This window comes from Sphingomonas sp. LHG3406-1 (genome assembly GCF_029637485.1).
Taxonomy (GTDB): Bacteria; Pseudomonadota; Alphaproteobacteria; order Sphingomonadales; family Sphingomonadaceae; genus Sphingomicrobium.
On record NZ_CP069128.1, the window covers coordinates 716,175 to 729,961 of the forward strand.

13 protein-coding genes are annotated in these 13,787 nt (G+C 66.8%); 10 read left to right on the plus strand and 3 right to left on the minus strand.

Features of this window, described 5'->3' with window-relative positions:
* Positions 1-28: 28 nt before the first annotated feature.
* Positions 29-490: an RNA polymerase-binding protein DksA gene (gene dksA / locus JOY29_RS03545; RefSeq protein WP_300974823.1), complete on the minus strand. Its 462-nt coding sequence runs from the start codon at positions 488-490 to the stop codon at positions 29-31.
* Between the two features lie 285 nt (positions 491-775).
* Here dksA and surE point away from each other — a divergent pair, with 285 nt between their 5' ends.
* The 3 genes from surE to JOY29_RS03560 are packed head-to-tail and all read left to right on the plus strand — an operon-like array spanning position 776 to position 3,515.
* Positions 776-1,546, plus strand: coding sequence for a 5'/3'-nucleotidase SurE (gene surE, locus JOY29_RS03550; RefSeq protein WP_300974824.1), 771 nt, complete (start codon positions 776-778; stop codon positions 1,544-1,546).
* Complete coding sequence (locus tag JOY29_RS03555) at positions 1,543-1,866, plus strand: hypothetical protein (protein WP_300974825.1); 324 nt, start codon at positions 1,543-1,545, stop codon at positions 1,864-1,866. The genes surE and JOY29_RS03555 overlap by 4 nt, the downstream gene beginning before the upstream one ends.
* Positions 1,863-3,515 carry an ABC transporter ATP-binding protein gene (locus tag JOY29_RS03560; RefSeq protein ID WP_300974826.1) on the plus strand — a complete coding sequence of 551 codons (1,653 nt, stop codon included), beginning with the start codon at positions 1,863-1,865 and terminating at the stop codon, positions 3,513-3,515. The genes JOY29_RS03555 and JOY29_RS03560 overlap by 4 nt, the downstream gene beginning before the upstream one ends.
* On the opposite strand, the gene asnB is transcribed toward JOY29_RS03560, so the two are convergent.
* On the minus strand, positions 3,512-5,482 hold the full coding sequence (gene asnB, locus JOY29_RS03565) for an asparagine synthase (glutamine-hydrolyzing) (RefSeq protein WP_300974827.1): 1,971 nt from the start codon (positions 5,480-5,482) through the stop codon (positions 3,512-3,514). The two genes, JOY29_RS03560 and asnB, sit on opposite strands and share 4 nt — an antisense overlap.
* Before the next feature lie 44 nt (positions 5,483-5,526).
* Positions 5,527-6,642, minus strand: a complete 1,116-nt coding sequence (locus JOY29_RS03570) for an NAD(P)-dependent oxidoreductase (protein ID WP_300974828.1) — start codon at positions 6,640-6,642, stop codon at positions 5,527-5,529.
* Positions 6,643-6,755: 113 nt separating this feature from the next.
* On the opposite strand from JOY29_RS03570, the gene JOY29_RS03575 reads away from it, so the two are divergent.
* The 7 genes from JOY29_RS03575 (at position 6,756) to JOY29_RS03610 (ending at position 13,785) form a co-directional block, all read left to right on the plus strand.
* Positions 6,756-8,072 carry a UDP-glucose/GDP-mannose dehydrogenase family protein gene (locus JOY29_RS03575; RefSeq protein WP_300974829.1) on the plus strand — a complete coding sequence of 439 codons (1,317 nt, stop codon included), beginning with the start codon at positions 6,756-6,758 and terminating at the stop codon, positions 8,070-8,072.
* An 11-nt stretch (positions 8,073-8,083) separates the two neighbouring features.
* Positions 8,084-9,085: an NAD-dependent epimerase/dehydratase family protein gene (locus JOY29_RS03580; protein ID WP_300974830.1), complete on the plus strand. Its 1,002-nt coding sequence runs from the start codon at positions 8,084-8,086 to the stop codon at positions 9,083-9,085.
* 84 nt (positions 9,086-9,169) lie between these two features.
* Entirely contained in the window at positions 9,170-9,592 is a 423-nt protein-coding gene (locus JOY29_RS03585) for an FdtA/QdtA family cupin domain-containing protein (protein ID WP_300974831.1), read from the plus strand.
* The gene (locus tag JOY29_RS03590) at positions 9,589-10,689 is read left to right on the plus strand and encodes a DegT/DnrJ/EryC1/StrS aminotransferase family protein (protein WP_300974832.1); all 1,101 of its coding nucleotides are present in this window, start codon (positions 9,589-9,591) and stop codon (positions 10,687-10,689) included. The genes JOY29_RS03585 and JOY29_RS03590 overlap by 4 nt, the downstream gene beginning before the upstream one ends.
* Positions 10,686-11,150 (plus strand): acyltransferase, encoded by a 465-nt coding sequence (locus JOY29_RS14005; protein WP_367280029.1) that lies wholly within the window; start codon positions 10,686-10,688, stop codon positions 11,148-11,150. The genes JOY29_RS03590 and JOY29_RS14005 overlap by 4 nt, the downstream gene beginning before the upstream one ends.
* The gene (locus JOY29_RS03605) at positions 11,147-12,595 is read left to right on the plus strand and encodes an O-antigen translocase (protein ID WP_300974833.1); all 1,449 of its coding nucleotides are present in this window, start codon (positions 11,147-11,149) and stop codon (positions 12,593-12,595) included. Before JOY29_RS14005 ends, JOY29_RS03605 begins: the two co-directional genes overlap by 4 nt.
* Positions 12,592-13,785 carry a glycosyltransferase gene (locus JOY29_RS03610; protein WP_300974834.1) on the plus strand — a complete coding sequence of 398 codons (1,194 nt, stop codon included), beginning with the start codon at positions 12,592-12,594 and terminating at the stop codon, positions 13,783-13,785. The genes JOY29_RS03605 and JOY29_RS03610 overlap by 4 nt, the downstream gene beginning before the upstream one ends.
* The last annotated feature ends 2 nt before the right edge of the window (positions 13,786-13,787 follow it).

Here is a 13,787-nt window from a genome sequence, read left to right on the forward strand (position 1 = left end):
CCGGCCTTCGCCGGGACGGCGGAGCCGTTCAGTCGTCCCGGCTGACTTTCTCGATTCGCTCGTGACGCTCCTGCGCCTCGAGGGTCATGGTGGCAATCGGACGCGCTTCGAGGCGACCCAGGCCGATCGGTTCGCCAGTCACTTCGCAGTAGCCATATTCCCCGGCGTAGAGGCGGCGGATGGCGGCGTCGATCTTGGCAATGAGTTTGCGCTGGCGATCGCGGGTGCGCAGTTCGATCCCCCAGTCCGTCTCGCTCGAGGCGCGGTCGGCAAGGTCCGGCTCACGAAGCGTGTCGACCTGGAGCTGGGCCATGGTTGCCCGGCTTTCCTCGATAATCGCTTCCTTCCAGGCCCTAAGCTTGGCGAGGAAATAGGCCCGCTGCATCGGGCTCATGAAATCTTCATGCTCGGACGGGCGGTAGCCATCGGGGAGCGTGATCCGGTCGAACGGTTCCGGTGTCTCGTAAACGTCGCTAAGTGCGGTCGCCATCATCCCCTCCCACAGCGGGTCGGAGGCCGACGGACCTTAACGGTGGCGCGCCGGTACCAACCCAAAGCACACCCGCCTTCAGCCATCCGGCACGCGCCGGTACGCCAGAGGCGATCACAAGGCTTTTCCGGGACTTAGCCCTAGGATTAGCCGTTTCCCCTGCGGCGCCAATACTCACATGCGAGGACCTGAACAAGCGCCGAGAAGCGGCTTTCGCAGGCCATGTTGCCAAAATGGCGCAACGATGGTTGCAGAGTGCCGGAGCCCTGCCCCATAGCGCCCGTCATGCGCATCCTCCTCACCAACGACGACGGGGTGAACGCCTCCGGCCTTGCCCTCCTGACTGAGGTAGCCAGTGCCTTCACCGACGATCTGTGGGTGGTGGCACCCGCGGAGGAGCAGTCGGGCACCGGGCACTCCCTGACCCTGACCCGTCCGGTCCGCCTCCGCCGACTCGGCGAGAAGCGTTTCGCGGTCGCCGGGACGCCCACCGATGCCGTGCTGATGGCGCTCTTTCACCTGATGCCGGATCAACGGCCCGACGTGATCATCTCCGGCATCAATCGCGGCGCCAATCTTGCCGAGGACGTGACCTACAGCGGCACCGTCTCGGCGGCGATGGAAGGTGCGTTGGCCGGCGTCCGGTCGATCGCGCTCAGCCAAGTCTATGCGCGCGAGGGCATGGGCGACACCGTACCTTTCGCCGCAGCCGCCCACTGGGCGCCGCGCGTGCTCGAGCAATTGCTCGCCAGCAACCATGAGCCTGGCACGCTCGTCAACGTCAACTTCCCCGCCCTCGCACCGGAGGAAGTGCGCGGCGTGCGAGTCGTTCGCCAGGGCATCCGCGACTACGGTCGGACCCGCATCGTCCAGCGCACCGATCCGCGCGGCTACCCTTATTATTGGTTCGGGCTCGGACCGACGGTCGAGACCCCCGGCCATACCACCGACCTCGAAGCGATCGCCGATGGCTTCGTTTCGGTCACGCCGCTCCACCTTGACCTTACCCACGAGCAGTCGCTGCGAAGCCTCGCGGAGCGCTTCACCAACCCATGAGCGACTGGTACGAGGTCAAGCTGCTGGTCGAGCATGCCACCGGCTGGCCAATGGACACGCTCCACGTCATGGCAGGCGTGATCCTGCAACTGGTCTTCGCGACCCTGCTTCGCCGCTCCCTGGCCGACCTGCGCCCGTGGGGGCTGGTCCTGCTGTTCGAACTCGCCAATGAGGCGCACGACCTGTGGGTAGAGCGCTGGCCATCGCTCGGCATGCAATTGGGCGAAGGGCTGCGGGACCTTATCGGGACCATGCTCCTTCCCACCCTCCTCCTGCTGATCGCCCGCACCCGACCACGGCTGCTCGCGGGTAGGCGATGATCCGGAGTTGGCCGTTGCTGGCCGAAGCGCTGGGCCCCGGCGGGCGCCGCGGCGTCGTCCTTCTCACACTCCTGACCATCGCCGGCGGCATCGCCGAATTCGCGACCATTGCGGCGCTGCTGCACCTGCTGCGGGGATGGCTCGCCGACAGCGAGATCGCAGGCGGCGCATTGCTCCTGTTCGCAGGCGCGGTGCTGGCGGCGGGAGCGATCCGCTTCGGCCTGCTCGCCGCCACCCAGCGCCTTGCCTTCGGCACCGGGCACCGACTGCTCGTCGCCGTGCAGCGGAAGGTGCTCGCCCGCGACTGGCAGACCCATGTGGCGGCGCGGGAAAGCGGGCCTCTCGCTGCAGCCGACCTCGTCGAGCAGTGGTTGTTCGGTGGGCTACTTCCCCTCCTCCAGGCCGGAGCGGCACTGGTTCTCGCCGCCGGCATCCTGGCGGGCCTCCTGTGGGTGGAAAAAACAGCCGCCATCGCCGCCGCACTGCTGCTCGGCACTCTGTTCGTCGCCGCGACCCTGATCGTCCGCCCGGCGGCACGACGGTCGGGCGAGATGCTCGGCCGCGGCTACGAAGAACGTGTCGCCGTGATCCAGGAGAATGTCGGCGCCCTGCGCGAACTGATCCTGGCAGGAGCGCGCGGCGAGGCGGCCGAGCGCTTCCGGCGGATCGACCGGCGGCTGGCAGATGCCCGAACCAGCGCCGTGGTTGCCAGCGGCACGCCGCGCATCCTTGTGGAGACTTTCGGGCTGATTGCGCTCGCGCTGGTCGCCTGGGCGATCGCCTCTCGCGAGGGCGGGCTCATTGCCGCCCTTCCGACCCTCGCCGCACTTGGCCTTGGCGCCCAGCGACTGTTGCCGTTGCTCCAGACAATCAGCCAGGCATCCACCGGCCTTGCCGCAAGCAGGTCCGTGAATGCACGAATTGCCATGCTTCTGGACGGTCCGGAGCTGGTCGAGGAACCACCACCGGAGCCCCTGCCCTTCAACCGCGAGATTCGGCTGGAGCGACTCGGCTTCGGCTATGGCGGGAGAGATCAACCTGCACTCAGCGGCATCGATCTCGTCATCCGACGCGGTGCACGGGTCGCGCTGACCGGCCCCAACGGAAGCGGCAAAAGCACGCTTGCCGACCTCGTCATGGGCTTGCTGCCTCCTAGGGAAGGTCGGGTTCTGATCGATGGGGTGATGCTCGGACCCGAGCTGATGGCCTCCTGGCAGCGCAACGTCGCCCATGTGCCCCAAGCTCCGTTCGTCGCAGACGCCAGCATCGCCCGCAACATCGCCCTGTTCGCGGGGGCGCCCGACATGGAGCGAATCCGTGAAGCCGTCCGCCTCGCTGGACTGGGCGAGTTCGTGGCGAGCCTTCCCGATGGCCTCGACAGCCGCGTCGGCAGCGGCGGACAGCTGCTCTCCGGCGGCCAGCGCCAGCGGCTCGCCCTAGCGCGCGCTCTTTATGCTCCGGCACCCCTGCTGGTGCTCGACGAGGCGACCAGCGCACTCGATCCCGACAGCGAGCGGGTTGTCCTGCGCGCCCTCGACGCGCTTCAACAGCGCGGAACGACGATCCTGCTGATTGCCCATCGCGAAACAATGCTCGAAGGCTGCGACCAGGTGGTGCGGCTTGAAGGCGGAAAGCTGGTCGCCGTCTAGGCGGCGCGGGCGAGCCCAATGCCGTCCTGCGCCTCACGCCAGCTTTCGAACATCAGGATTGACCAGAGGGCGACGGTACTATCGCGGTGGCCGGACTGATGAGAAAGGTAGCGGCGGCGGACCGCGGCGACGTCGAACAGGCCGCCCTTCCGCAGTCGTTCCTCGGACAGGAGGTCGTCCGCCCATCCCTTCAGCGGCCCGCGCAGCCACTCGCCGACAGGAATCCCGAATCCGGCCTTGGGCCGGTCAGTCAATTCGCGCGGGACGTGGCGGTCGAGCAGCTTGCGGAGGATGAGCTTGCCCCTTCCCTCGGCGATCTTCATCCCGATCGGCACACGCGTAGCGACGGCGGCGAGACGATGGTCGAGGAAGGGTACGCGAGTTTCGAGGCTGACCGCCATGGAGGCGCGATCGACCTTGCAAAGGATGTCATCGGGTAGATAGCCGAGGGCATCACCGACCATCATCCGCTCCGCCGCGCTCGCTCCTGCCAGCGCGAAGGCGACATCGGGCACCGAGCTTGCGCCAAGGACGGGGCTGCGCTCGAATGCCCACTCGTCGATGAAGGCGCGGTAGATGTCGTCGGGCGAGCGGGCGCTGGTGGCGACCCTCAGCCCCTTGGCGATGCGCGCTGCCCCCGTACCGCGCGGGCCGCTGCGGACCAATGGCTCGAACCAGCGCTGCGGAAGCTCACCGAGCGGTTTTCCAAGCGCGCGCAGTGCCGCCGGCACGGGTGCGAGGCGGCGCCACATGGCCGGTCCGATAACGTGCCGGTTGTAGCCGCCGAACAGTTCGTCGCCGCCATCCCCGGTCAGCGCAACGGTGACGTCGCGGCGGGCGAAGCGGCTGACGAGGAAGGTCGGGATTTGCGAACTGTCGGCGAACGGCTCGTCGTACATCGCCGGGAGCAGCGGAAGCACGTCCCGCGCCTCCGCTGGCGTTACATAGAGTTCGCTGTGCTCGGTCCCGAGATGCGCGGCGACCGCCTTGGCATGCGGCGCCTCGTCGAAGCCCTTCTCGGTGAAACCGATCGAATAGGTTCGGACAGGCCCGCTCGCCACCTGCTGGTAGAGGGCGACCACGGTCGAGCTGTCGAAACCGCCGGAAAGGAAGGCGCCGACCGGCACGTCCGCGACGGCCTGGCCGGCGATCGCCTGGCGCAGGGCTGCCTCGACCGCCTCAAGCGCCTCCCTCTCGTCGGTGATGGGCGAGGCAAGTCCCGCCGCGACTTCCGCCGAATAGTCGTAATATCGGCCAAGGCTGAGCCCCTGCCCTGCATCACCGACCTTGGGGGCGCGGCTGCGCGGAGCGGCCCCCGGCATCACCTCGAGGACACATCCCGGCAGCAGCTTGAAGACGCCGCGATAGATGGAAAGCGGGGCCGGTACATAGGCGCGGGCGCACAGGCCGGCGACCGCCTCACGATCGATCTCGCCGGTGAAGCCCGGATGGACGCGGATCGACTTCAGCTCCGAAGCGAAAACAAGATCCCGTCCGATCCACCCGTAATAGAGCGGCTTTTCCCCGAAGCGGTCGCGCACCAGGCTGAGCTTGCGCTCGGCCTTGTCCCAAAGCGCGAGGGCGAACATGCCCGCCGCGCGGTCGAGCGCGCCGCGCAAGCCCCAGCAGGCAATCGCCTCGGCCAGGGTTTCGGTATCGCTGTGTCCGCGCCAGCCGCCGGGCGGAGTCCTGCCGGAAGCGTCAAGTTCCGCGCGAAGCTCGCGATGATTGTAGATCTCGCCATTGTAGCTGAGCAGGAATCGGCCGTCGGACGAAGCCATGGGCTGGGCGCCATGCGGGCTGAGATCGACGATCGCCAGGCGGCGGTGGGCAAGACCGATCCCGGCTTCCGGGTCGCTCCACACGCCGCCCGCATCGGGACCGCGGTGCCGGATCGGATCGGCCATGGCTGCAAGCAGCCGTTCGTTACTGCCCGAAGGCCCCAGGATACCCGCGATACCGCACATGGCGCGGGCTCTAACGCGCCGGACGACGGCAGGGAAGCGCCTCGCTAGCCGACCAGCCCGCGGCGCTCGAGCTCGGTGCGCGCCTGCTCCACCCGGTCGACGGCCGTCTGCCCGGCGACCCATTCGGCGAGTTCGGCGAGGCCTTCGCCGAAGTCCTTGGCGGCGCGGAAGCCGAGGCGGTCGGCGGCGAGCGTGCCGTCGCAGAAGCAGTGGCGGATGTCGCCGATGCGGCCCTTGCCGGCGATCTCGGGCTCGAGATCGTCCTTGCCGAGCGCCTTGGCGAGCGCCTGGCCGACTTCCCGCACCGAGCGGTCGTGGCCCGAGCCGATGTTGAACACGCCGCCGGCCGCCTGTGGCAGTTCCAGCGCGTCGGCGAAGGCGCGGGCGACGTCCGTCACATGGACGAAGTCGCGGCGCTGCTCGCCATCCTCGAAGATGACCGGCCGCTGGTCGTTGAGCAGCCGCGACGAGAAGATCGCCAGCACGCCGGTGTAGGGGTTGGAGAGCGCCTGGCCGGGCCCGTAGACGTTGAACAGGCGCAGGCAGACGCCTTCCATGCCGTAGGCGCCGGCGATGATGAGGGTGGTGCGCTCCTGCACGTATTTGCCGAGCGCATAGATGGAGGCGAGGTCCGGGCGCTTCCATTCGGGCGTCGGCACCGGGGTCAGCGGGCGGCCCTGCCGGTCGAGCGGCTCCCAGCTCTGGCCCTGGCCGGCGCGGGCGCTGCGCTCGGCGTCCTGGACGAACTGGCCGTCGGCGTCGCGGTAGAGGCCTTCGCCATAGATGCTCATCGACGAAGCGGTGACGACGCGGCGCACCGGCCGCTCGATCAGCTGCTCCATCAGCACCGCGGTGCCGAGGTCGTTGCCGCTAGTGTAGCGCTCGACCTCGTACATCGACTGGCCGACCCCGACTTCTGCGGCGAGGTTGATGACGCTGTCGGCACCCTGCAGCGCCTTGCGGACGATGTCGCGGTTGCGGACGTCCCAGACCAGCAGCTCGACGTCGGCGGGCAAGAGCCTGGATCCGTCCACCTCGCCGTGGACCTGCTCGATCAGGCTGTCGAGGACGCGGACCTTGTGGCCGCGAGCGAGAAGTTCAGTGCAGACCGAGCGGCCGATGAAGCCGGCCCCGCCGGTAACCAGGACAGTTTCAGACATGGCGCGCCCCTAACATTGCACCTCCGCCCCTGCCAGCCTCGTCTCGGCCCCCTAGCCATCGCCGCCCCGCCCGCTTAATGGCGCGGCCATACGAAATGACGATGGATTGAGTGATGCGCATCTGCATGATCGGCACCGGCTACGTGGGCCTGGTTTCGGGAGCCTGCTTCGCCGATTTCGGCCATGACGTGACCTGCGTCGACAAGGTGCCGGAGAAGATCGAGGGGCTGCTCGCCGGCAGGATGCCGATTTGGGAGCCGGGGCTCGAGGCGCTGGTCAAGCACAACGCCGCCAATGGCCGGCTCAAGTTCACCACCAACCTCGCCGAAGGGATCGCGGGCGCCGACGCCGTCTTCATCGCCGTGGGGACGCCGGCCCGCCGCGGCGACGGCCATGCCGATCTCAGCTTCGTCTATGCCGCCGCTGCGGAGATTGCCGGCGCGCTGACCGGTCCGGCCGTCATCGTCACCAAGTCGACGGTTCCGGTCGGCACCGGCGACGAGATTTCCCGCATCCTCAAGGAGAATGGCGCGCCCGAGGGGACCACCGTCGCCTCCAACCCTGAATTCCTCCGTGAAGGCGCGGCGATCCGCGACTTCAAGATTCCCGACCGTATCGTCGTCGGCGCCGAGGACGAGCGCGCCCGCGAGGTACTCCGCGAAGTCTACCGGCCCCTGTTCCTCAACAAGGCCCCGATCCTGTTCACCGGCCGCCGCACGGCCGAGCTGATCAAATATGCGGCGAACGCCTTTCTTGCGACCAAGATCAGCTTCATCAACGAAGTGGCCGACCTATGCGAGGCGGTCGGCGCCGACGTCCAGGAAGTAAGCCGGGGCATCGGTCTCGACAATCGCATTGGGCCGAAGTTCCTCCACGCCGGGCCTGGCTATGGCGGCAGCTGCTTCCCGAAGGACACGCTGGCCTTGCTCCAGACCGCCGAGCTGAACGGCGTTCCGATGCGCATCGTTTCGTCGGTCGTAGAAGTGAACGATGCCCGCAAGTCGGCGATGGCCGACCGTGTCCGGGACGAGCTAGGTGGCGCGCTCGACGGCAAGCGCATCGGCGTTCTTGGCCTCACCTTCAAGCCGAACACCGACGACATGCGGGATGCGCCGAGCCTCGCACTCATCAAGCGGCTTCAGGAGGGTGGCGCCTCCGTAGTGGCGTTCGATCCGGTCGGGCGGGAGCAGGCCGAGCCGATGCTGCCTGGCGTCACCTTCGCCGCTGACGCCTATGCAGTGGCCGCCGAGGCCGATGCGCTGGTCCTGGTCACCGAATGGGACGAGTTCCGGGCCCTCGACCTCAAGCGCCTCGCCGCCAGCATGAAGGGCAGGCAGCTGATCGATCTCCGCAACGTCTACGATCCGGAAGATGCGGAACGGGCCGGCCTCTCCTATCGTGGTGTCGGCCGCGGCGAGCAGCGCGGCTGAACGCCAGCCGTATGGCAATCCTCGTCACCGGATGCGCCGGCTTCATCGGGATGCACGTCGCCCGTGCCCTGCTCGCCCGGGGCGAGGCGGTGTTCGGGGTCGACGATTGCAATTCCTACTACGACCCGCGCCTCAAGGAAGCTCGGCTGGACGAGCTTCGAAGGGCAGGAGGCGACTTCGCCTTTCATCGGCTGGATTTTTCCGACGAGTCGGCGCTGGCGGCAGCGCTTGAAGGCGTGGAAATCGATCGGATCGTGCACCTCGGCGCGCAAGCGGGGGTGCGCTACAGCCTGGAAGCGCCGACGGCCTATGTCCGCTCCAACCTTGTCGGTCACGCCAACATCCTCGAACTGGGTCGGCGGCGGCAGGTGCGGCATCTTGTCTACGCCTCCTCTTCGTCAGTCTATGGCGGCGGCACCACCCTTCCCATGTCGGTCGATCAGCGCGCCGACCGCCCGCTGTCGCTCTATGCCGCGACCAAGCGTGCCGACGAGCTGATGAGCGAGAGCTACGCTCATCTCTTCGCGCTGCCGCAGACCGGCCTCCGCTTCTTCACGGTTTACGGCCCGTGGGGACGGCCGGACATGGCCATGTGGCTGTTCACGGAAGCGGTGCTTGAGGGGCGGCCGATCCGCCTGTTCAACGAGGGGCGAATGCGGCGTGACTTCACTTACATCGACGATATCGTGGCAGGTGTGCTGCTTACCCTCGATCGCCCACCTTCCGACGACGCTTCGGAAAAGCCCGGCGGCAGCATGGGACCGCACGCGCTCTACAATGTCGGGAATCATCGTTCGGAGGATCTGGGCCAGCTCGTTTCCCTGATCGAGGCGGCTGCGGGCAGGCAGGCGATAGTCGAGATGGCAGCAATGCAGCCGGGAGACCTCGTGGACACCTTCGCGGACATCTCAGACATCGCTCGGGATACCGGCTACTCGCCGAGGACGGCGCTCTCCGAGGGCGTTCCAGTCTTCGTCGATTGGCTGAAGAGCTTTCGCGCCCGCCAAGCCTGAAAAGACGGCGGCAAATGCCTTGCTACCTTGGTGGCGGCGACTAGAAGCGGCGCTCGATTCCTTCACTCTGGTGTCCGACACGCAATGGCCAATCTCCCGTCCGGCTGCCGGATCATCGATTTCAGTACCAGGGGAGACGAGCGGGGGAGCCTGGTCGCGCTGGAAGGCGGGGCCGAGGTGCCGTTCGACATTCGCCGGGTCTACACCATCTTCGGTACGCGCGAGGGCGTCGCACGCGGTTTCCACGCGCATCATGCGCTCAACCAGCTTGCGGTCGCCGTGGCGGGTAGCTGCGATGTCATCCTCGACGATGGCCAACGGCGCGAGCGGGTGCGGCTGGAGCGGCCGGATCAGGGCCTCACCCTGCCACCGATGATCTGGCACGAGATGGAGAATTTCTCTCCTGACTGCGTGCTCATGGTGCTGGCCGAGGACGTCTATGACGAGGCGGATTACATTCGCAGCTACGACGACTTTCTGCGCCTCGCCGAGGAGGCGCAGGCTTGACTATTCCCTTTCTCGATCTTGGCGCCGCCTATCGCGAGCTTGCCTCCGAGATCGACGCTGTCGTGGCGCGATCGCTTGCATCCGGCTGGTACATCGGCGGCCCCGAGGTCACCGCCTTCGAAGAGAAGTTCGCCGCCTTCTGCGAGGCTGATCACTGCGTCGGCCTCGGCAATGGCCTCGATGCGCTGCACTTGGCGCTGCGGGCGATGAATGTCGACCCGGGTGATGAAGTGATCCTCGCCAGCAACGGCTATGTCGCGACCATGCTTGCGGTCAGCATGGTCGGCGCCACTCCAGTGCTGGTCGAGCCCGATCCCGCCACCCACAACCTCGATCCCGCCCGCGTCGAAGAGGCGGTCACTGAACGCACCAAGGTGATCCTGCCGACCCACCTCTACGGACAGCCCGCCGACCTCGATCCATTGCTCGATATCGCGGGCCGCCACGGCCTGCGCCTACTCGAAGATGCGGCTCAGGCGCATGGCGCACGCTACAAGGGCAGGCAGGTTGGCGGACACGGCAATGCAGTGGCGTGGAGCTTCTATCCCAGCAAGAACCTTGGCGCGCTCGGCGATGCGGGCGCGGTAACGACCAACGATCCCGAATTAGCCGACCGCATCCGCACGCTCGGCAATTACGGATCGCACCGACGCTACGTGAACGAGGTCAGGGGCGTGAACAGCCGCCTCGATCCTGTCCAGGCGGCGGTGCTTTCGGTGAAACTCGACCGGCTTGAGGCCTGGAACGAGCGCCGCCGCCGCACCGCCTCGCACTATCTCGACAAGCTCGCCGGCAGCGGTCTGACCCTGCCCCATGTACCCCACTGGGCTGATCCTGCCTGGCACTTGTTCGTGGTCCGCTCGCCAAGAAGGGACGCGCTTCAGCAGTCACTTGCCGCGGCGGGCGTCCAGACTCTCATCCACTATCCAATCCCGCCGCACCTTCAGGGCGCCTATGCCGACCTCGGCTTGCCGAAGGGCAGCCTTCCCGTTGCCGAGCAGCTCGCCGATGAAGTGCTGAGCCTGCCGATCGGACCGCATCTCTCGGACGAGCAGACGCTTGCCGTGATCAAAGCCGTACAGGAGTATGCGGCATGATCCATCCCTGCGCGCGCATCCACCCGCTTGCGGTCGTGCAGCAGGACGCCGAGATCGGCGCCGGAACATCGGTCTGGCAGTTCGCTGTGGTTCTGGATGGCGCGTGCATCGGGGCTGACTGCAACCTCAACGCGCATACATTGGTCGAAGGAGGCGCCGTCATTGGTGACCGCGTCACGCTGAAATGCGGCGTCTACGTCTGGGAAGGGATCACACTCGAGGATGACGTCTTCTGCGGCCCCAACGCCACTTTCACCAATGACTTGCGGCCGCGCTCGCGCCAGCACCCCGAGGATTATCTGCGGACCCGGGTTGAGCGCGGCGCCTCGATCGGGGCCGGAGCGGTCATCCTCCCGGGACTGACGATCGGGGCGGGCGCGATGATCGGCGCGGGCACGGTGGTCACTCGCGACGTACCGCCCGGCGAGACCTGGGTCGGCAATCCCGCCCGCAAGGTATGAGCGAGGCGGGTTCCAGCCACCGCCGGATCCTCGCCGCCACCGCGCTGATCGGCAGTGCGTCGGTGGTGAACGTCGGTTTCGGCATCGTCCGCATGAAGGTGGCAGCGCTGATCCTCGGCGCAGCAGGCGTTGGCCTGATCGGCCTGATGCAGAGCCTCGTCTCCTTCGCTGGCTCGGTCGGAGGCCTCGGCACGCAGCAGTCGGCGATGCGGCAGGTCGCTGCCGGTCGGGCCGACGGCGGGCGCGATGGCGAGGCGGCGGTCCGTGCTGCCTTGCTGCGGGTGACCATCGCCTGCGCGCTCGCCGCCGGACTGCTGGTCTGGCTGCTGCGCGCGACCATCGCCCAACAGCTGTTTGGCGACCCGTCTCTGGCAAGAACGGTCGGCTGGATGGCCCCCGGCGTCGCCCTCACCATCGTTGCGGGCAGCCAGACCGCCTTGCTCGCGGGTCTCGGCCGGGTCGCCGACGTGGCGCGGACGACCGTGCTCGGCGCAATCCTGGCGACCATCGCCGGGGTCGCACTGCTGTTCGTCTGGCGCGAGCAGGCGATCATTCCCTATCTGCTGGTCGCGCCAGGCGCGACCGTGCTTGCCAGCTGGTACTTCACCTTCCGGATCGAGCGCCACCGTGCCCTGCCCGGCCGCTGGCGGCAACAGGCGGCGCTGCTGGTCCGGCTGGGCGTGGCGACGCTCGCCTCCGCGCTGATCCTCCAGGGTGCTCAGCTTGCTGTACGCGGCATCCTTAATGCGAAGCTTGGACTGGCGGACGTCGGCCTGTTCCAAGCCGCCTATGTCCTTTCTTCGACCTACATCGCCTTTGTCCTGCAGGCCATGTCGAGCGACTATTATCCGCGGCTGAGCGCGGCAATTGGAAAGCCCGATGAGGCCGTCCGGCTCGTCAACGAGCAGACCGAGGTGACCTTGCTTCTTGCCGGCCCCTTCGTGCTTGCGCTGCTCGGGCTGGCGCCGCTCGTGTTGAACCTGCTTTATTCGTCGGAGTTCGCCGCCGCCGCCGCAGCGCTCCGCTGGCAAATCCTCGCCGACGTGCTCCGACTGGCATCATGGCCACTGGGCTTTGCCCTTCTCGCGGCGGCAAGAGGCAGGCTGTTCGTCTCGCTCGAAGTGATTGCCGCACTTGTCCTGATCGGCGTCTGCGCCTGGCTGGTTCCGAGCCTCGGCATTGTCGCTCCCGGCATCGCGATGACGATCATGTATGCCGTCTACCTCCCGCTCGTGTTTGTCGCCGTACGCCGCACTCTTCCACTTCGCTGGTCCCGCGCGGTCGTCCGCATCTTCGCGCTGCTGTGCGGGACCAGCCTGCTTGCCTTCACTGCCGCGGCGAGCAGCGAGTGGGCGGGCGCCATCATCGGCACCCTGCTTGCCGCCATCTGGGCGGCCGTCGCCTACCGCCGCCTGAGCGGCCAACTTCGAAAGCTCCCCGCGTGAAGCGTCCGATCCTCATGCTCTACGGCGAACTGCGCCATGGGGGCGTTGAGACTCTCATCATCCGCATCGCCAATCATTTCAGCGCCGGCGGGCGCGAAGTGGCCCTATGCGTTCCAGGAGGCGAGTTGCTGGGCGGTCTCCACGCCGGCGTCACCTTGCTTCGCTGGACCGACCACGACCATGCCGTTGATCTTGCACGCAAGTGGCTCGCGACGCACGAACAGCCGATCCTCCTGACCTTCGATCCGATCTCTCTCGGACTGGGCCTTGCGGCAGAAATCGACGTTCCCGAGGACCGTAAGATGGCGCATCTCTCGGGCGTCTATCATCCCCAGGCTTTCTTCATGAATGCAGAACGGAGCGATCGCCGCTGGGTCAATGCCCAGCTTGCCCGCGCGCTCGGTCTTGAGCGCCTCTACTTCATGAATGAGGAGTGCCGAGCATCGCACGCGCAGGCCTGGCGCGCAAACCTGTCCAGTTCGCCGCTGATCCCGCTTCCGGTGGAGGTACGTGCTCAAACATGGTCGGCAGCCAAGGCCGATCCACTGACCATCATGTCGGTGGGTCGCCTCGTTGATTTCAAACGCTACAACCACAATGCGGGCGACATTGCAGAGCAGCTGGCCCGCGACGGAATTGAAGTTCGCTGGGACATCTTTGGTGATGGAGACGACCGGGAAGCTGTGGAGCAGGCACTTGCGAAGAGCAGGACCAGCCGAGTTCGGCTTCACCCCACCCTGTCCTATCCTTCATTCCTGGAGCAGGTCGGAAAGGCCCAGCTTTTCGTCGGAATGGGCACCGCTTCGCTCGAAGCGGCAATGGCCGGTACGCCTACCCTGGTGGCGACAGTCGGTCGTGACGACAGCAGCTATGGCTTTGTGCACGAACTGCCGTTCGGCAATGTCGGTGAAGAGCAGGCTGGGCGCCCTCCTCAGAGCCTGAAAGACCAGATCGCCAAATTCGCAAGCCTGCCTGAGTTTGAACGCCAGCGATTATCCATGCAAGGGCGTGAGATGGCCTTGCGCTACTCCCTGGATGGTTTCGAGACAGCCATCGACCAATTGGCCACACGGAATGCAGGATCGTCGACGCTGCTACACAAGCGGGCAGTTGCGCTTTTCTATCAATGCGTGACCCGTAGCCTTCCGATTAGAGCTGCCCGCTGGCTTCGCGCCTTGCTGCGACCCTAATA

What these genes read in the sequence shown, in the direction of transcription:
- dksA (WP_300974823.1), bottom strand. Translation starts at nt 490, where the DNA reads ATGGCGACCGCACTTAGCGACGTTTACGAGACACCGGAACCGTTCGAC.
- surE (WP_300974824.1), top strand. Translation starts at nt 776, where the DNA reads ATGCGCATCCTCCTCACCAACGACGACGGGGTGAACGCCTCCGGCCTT.
- JOY29_RS03555 (WP_300974825.1), top strand. Translation starts at nt 1,543, where the DNA reads ATGAGCGACTGGTACGAGGTCAAGCTGCTGGTCGAGCATGCCACCGGC.
- JOY29_RS03560 (WP_300974826.1), top strand. Translation starts at nt 1,863, where the DNA reads ATGATCCGGAGTTGGCCGTTGCTGGCCGAAGCGCTGGGCCCCGGCGGG.
- asnB (WP_300974827.1), bottom strand. Translation starts at nt 5,482, where the DNA reads ATGTGCGGTATCGCGGGTATCCTGGGGCCTTCGGGCAGTAACGAACGG.
- JOY29_RS03570 (WP_300974828.1), bottom strand. Translation starts at nt 6,642, where the DNA reads ATGTCTGAAACTGTCCTGGTTACCGGCGGGGCCGGCTTCATCGGCCGC.
- JOY29_RS03575 (WP_300974829.1), top strand. Translation starts at nt 6,756, where the DNA reads ATGCGCATCTGCATGATCGGCACCGGCTACGTGGGCCTGGTTTCGGGA.
- JOY29_RS03580 (WP_300974830.1), top strand. Translation starts at nt 8,084, where the DNA reads ATGGCAATCCTCGTCACCGGATGCGCCGGCTTCATCGGGATGCACGTC.
- JOY29_RS03585 (WP_300974831.1), top strand. Translation starts at nt 9,170, where the DNA reads ATGGCCAATCTCCCGTCCGGCTGCCGGATCATCGATTTCAGTACCAGG.
- JOY29_RS14005 (WP_367280029.1), top strand. Translation starts at nt 10,686, where the DNA reads ATGATCCATCCCTGCGCGCGCATCCACCCGCTTGCGGTCGTGCAGCAG.
- JOY29_RS03605 (WP_300974833.1), top strand. Translation starts at nt 11,147, where the DNA reads ATGAGCGAGGCGGGTTCCAGCCACCGCCGGATCCTCGCCGCCACCGCG.